At 50.3% G+C, this 3,376-nt stretch carries 3 protein-coding genes and 1 rRNA gene; 3 read left to right on the top strand and 1 reads right to left on the bottom strand.

The window, feature by feature from the left end; all coding sequences use genetic code 11:
• The 3 genes from WC488_05095 to WC488_05085 all read left to right on the top strand — a co-directional run.
• On the top strand, window positions 1–689 hold a 689-nt coding region (locus WC488_05095), incomplete at its 5' end, for a hypothetical protein (protein ID MFA5077772.1).
• Between the two features lie 5 nt (window positions 690–694).
• Window positions 695–1,453, top strand: a complete 759-nt coding sequence (locus WC488_05090) for a hypothetical protein (protein ID MFA5077771.1) — start codon at window positions 695–697, stop codon at window positions 1,451–1,453.
• A gap of 2 nt (window positions 1,454–1,455) precedes the next feature.
• Entirely contained in the window at window positions 1,456–3,057 is a 1,602-nt protein-coding gene (locus WC488_05085) for a hypothetical protein (GenBank protein MFA5077770.1), read from the top strand.
• Window positions 3,058–3,142: 85 nt separating this feature from the next.
• Here WC488_05085 and WC488_05080 read toward each other — a convergent pair.
• Window positions 3,143–3,376 (bottom strand): 23S ribosomal RNA (locus WC488_05080); the annotation flags it as partial.

Here is a 3,376-nt window from a genome sequence, read left to right as displayed (position 1 = left end):
ACCTTTGGAATTACGAAAGGTACCTTAGGAGGTATGTGGGCGGCGTGGAAGTTAAAAAGTCCGCGCTTTCCGGCAAGGACGTATTCATAGACGCCCGGAACATATATGACGGCGCGAAGTTCATGAGCTACTATGAGATGAAGGAGTACGAAAAAAGGACGCGCACGCTGCCGCTGGACGTGAACGACATAAAGGACCTGGATTCCCTGGTGCAGGCAATCTCGGAACGCGCGTATTATGGGGGCAACATAGTCTTGGGCAACTCGAAGGAGGTGAGCGAATCCAGCAGGTGCACGGATTCCTCGTCCGTCCACGGCTCGTACGACATATTCAACGGAAAGTACATAGGATACTGCTGCGCCGTGCGGTTCGGGGAATACATATTCGGATGCAACTGGGTGGGGGAGACCAAATTCTGCATAAGCGGGCACGAGACATACAAGGACGTTAGGTGCCTGGAGATGATGAGGTTCTACTGGTGCTCGGACTGCTATTACTGCAGCAGCGTCGAAGCGTGCACCAACTGCATGTTCTCGTTCAACTTGAGGAACAAGAGCTATATGGTGGGAAACGTCCAACTGCAGAAAGACGAGTACGCGAAACTTAAGGACAAGCTCGTGGGCGAGATGAGGGAAACGCTCCGCGCGAAAAAGGCGCTGCCGAGCATAATAGATATAATCAACCAGTGAGTTTCATGGGAAAGGAGATCGAAGAAGCGTTTGAGACCACGAGCGGCGTGGTGCTGGGCAGGAAGCTCTCGGTTCTGGACGATTACACGGAATGGCTCGGCAGGTACACGGACGCGGACCCCATACGGGCCAAGTCAGCGGTGAGCACAAACACTGTATATGCAGCGAACACCTTTTTCTACCGCTCGGTGAAGAAGAACATGGTTAAGCTGGACGAATCCCTGCAACTCGGGGAGCGGAAGATTGACAGGGAAATGATCGGGAAGCTCACGCTTTCCAACGCAGGGCAAATTCTATCCGGCATAAAATATACCACTCCGGAAGGCATCGTCGAGCCGAACATAGGCATGGAAGAATGCACGCTATACGGCTATTGCAGCTACTGCTACAAGGCCACTGCGATGGTGGAAACCAAATATTCCGCATTCTCGTTCTGGCCCAGGCAGTCAGAATATGTCTTCGGCTGCAGGTACTGCTTTTCCTCTAAATTCTGCATCAACTGTTATTATTCGGTGAACCTCACCAGATGCTTTGAGATGCTGGACTGCAACAACTGCTCGGATTCGTATTTCTGCCATAATTCTGAGGGCTTGAGCAACTGCATGTTCTGCTTCAATTCAAAAAGTTTAAGATATGCGATAGGAAACGTTGAGGTCGGGAAAGAGGAGTATGTGCGGGTGAAGAAGATACTGCTTGATGCCATTGGAAAACAGCTGGAGAAGGACAAGGATTTGAAATTGAGCATCTACAACCTGAGGGTTTGAAAATGAGCGAAGTTTACGATAAGGTGAATGAGGCTTTCAGGGAAACGTTCAGGATAATTTTCGGGGAGTGCAACCTGGACATTTCCGATATTGAGGAGTATCTCTGGCGCTACCATTACAAGCCGGGCCGCCGCAAATCCTCAGTTTCTGGAAAAGATGTCGTGATTACGGACACGCGCTACTGCAAGGGCGCTAAGATGATTTCTCAGGACGAGATTGACCTGAAAAGGAGATTCGAGCTCAACATAAACGACATTAAGGATATTGATTCCATAGTCGGCGCGATAGAAGAACGAATGGAGTATGCGGGCAACAAGGTTTTCGGCTCGTCCAAATTCTACGAGAACACGGACAATTGCAATGACAGCTTTTACGTTTACAATTCGCACGAAGTGGACACATGCAAGTACGTGAGCCACTCCTCCTATGTCCGCGCCGGGAGCGAACACGTGTTCGGGTGCGCATATTTCCTGCGGAGCAAATATCTCATAAAAGCCATGGGCGCGGACAACTTCACACGCGGCTTTGAGGCCTATTTTTCGGCCAACAGCTCGGATCTCTTCTTCACTTACTATACTATAGGCTGCAGCAACGTGATGTTCTCGTTCAGCCAGAGGGCCAAGAATTACGTAATCGGGAACCTCGCGCTCCCCAGGGACAAGTATCTGGGGTTGCGGAAAAAGCTCGTTTCCGAAAGCCGTGAATACCTGGAAAAGCACAGGACATTCCCGTCACTATTTGATTTCTCGCCACCTTCCCGGCAGCTGGTGGAAAGCGTAAAAATACCTAAGAGGGAAGCTCCGAAAACGGATTTGGGAAGGATAGAACAGGCGTTCGCGGAAACTTCCCGCATAGTCCTGGGCAAAGAGCTTTCCCCCATGGGCAAGTATGAAAAATTCCTTTCCGAGCGCGTGAACCGCATCACGCCCATAAAGACCGTTTTTGGGGGAGATACAATGAATGTGGATTTTTTCTTCCACAGGTACATACCCGGGGAAAGGGCCGTGAACACTACGGAATCCATGGAAACGATGAAGCTGCACCTGGATTTTGAGGATGGCGAGGAGGTGTCGCTCAAAAGCATACTGGGCAAGCTTCCAGCCATCGCATTTTACAGGATAGATATGATAGAGGGCGCGTCGGAAAACAACATCCAGACGCCCATAGTTTATCATGCTGTGAATACGTACAAGGTATGCGACGCGACGTACAACAAGAACTGCGCCTACTGCACGTTCGCGCTCGCTCTGGACGGAAGGCGCGGGGAAAGCCAGTTCGGCTGCTACCGCACGCTCTATTCCAGGTTTTGCATAAGGTGCCACAGTTGCGTGAACCTCAGCAACTGCTTCGAGATGGAAAGCTGCACCAACTGCGCAAATTCGATGTTCTGCCACAACTGCGAAGGGTTGGACAACTGCATGTTCTGCTTCAACGTGAAATCCAAGAGGTACGCGGTGGGAAACGTGGAATTGGGAAGGGAACAGTATATGAAGATTAAGAAAATTGTGTTGGGCGAGATTACAGCCAAGCTCGAGACAGACGGGAAACTGCCTTTTGATATATTCACTCTGGGATGCTATGCGCCCAAAAAAGGTGCTCCATAAGGGAACAAATAAATAGCTGACGCTAACTATTGAGAAGAAAAACAAGAAAAAAGAGCGCGAGTGAGGCAAACGTTGGAAGTCGAGAAGATTGTTGTGATTATCCCGTTAGTGACCGCAGGCTGAAAGGCTCGCTTGCGCTAGCCTCTTACACCCCGATTCTATCAAACCCATCTGCTATGGGCGGGCTTTGGTAACTAGTTTTGAGAGCTGCTTCGTCCTTAGATGCTTTCAGGTCTTATCAGCGTGGAGCGTGGCTGCCCAGCGACGCTTGTACGACTGGTGTACTAGTGGCTCCGGATCCCCGTTCCTCTCGTACTAA

The sequence above is a fragment of the Candidatus Micrarchaeia archaeon genome, assembly GCA_041650355.1.
GTDB lineage: Archaea > Micrarchaeota > Micrarchaeia > Anstonellales > Bilamarchaeaceae > JAHJBR01.
This window is presented reverse-complemented; position numbering and strand designations above follow the sequence as displayed.

What these genes read in the sequence shown, in the direction of transcription:
- WC488_05090 (MFA5077771.1), top strand. Translation starts at nt 695, where the DNA reads ATGGGAAAGGAGATCGAAGAAGCGTTTGAGACCACGAGCGGCGTGGTG.
- WC488_05085 (MFA5077770.1), top strand. Translation starts at nt 1,456, where the DNA reads ATGAGCGAAGTTTACGATAAGGTGAATGAGGCTTTCAGGGAAACGTTC.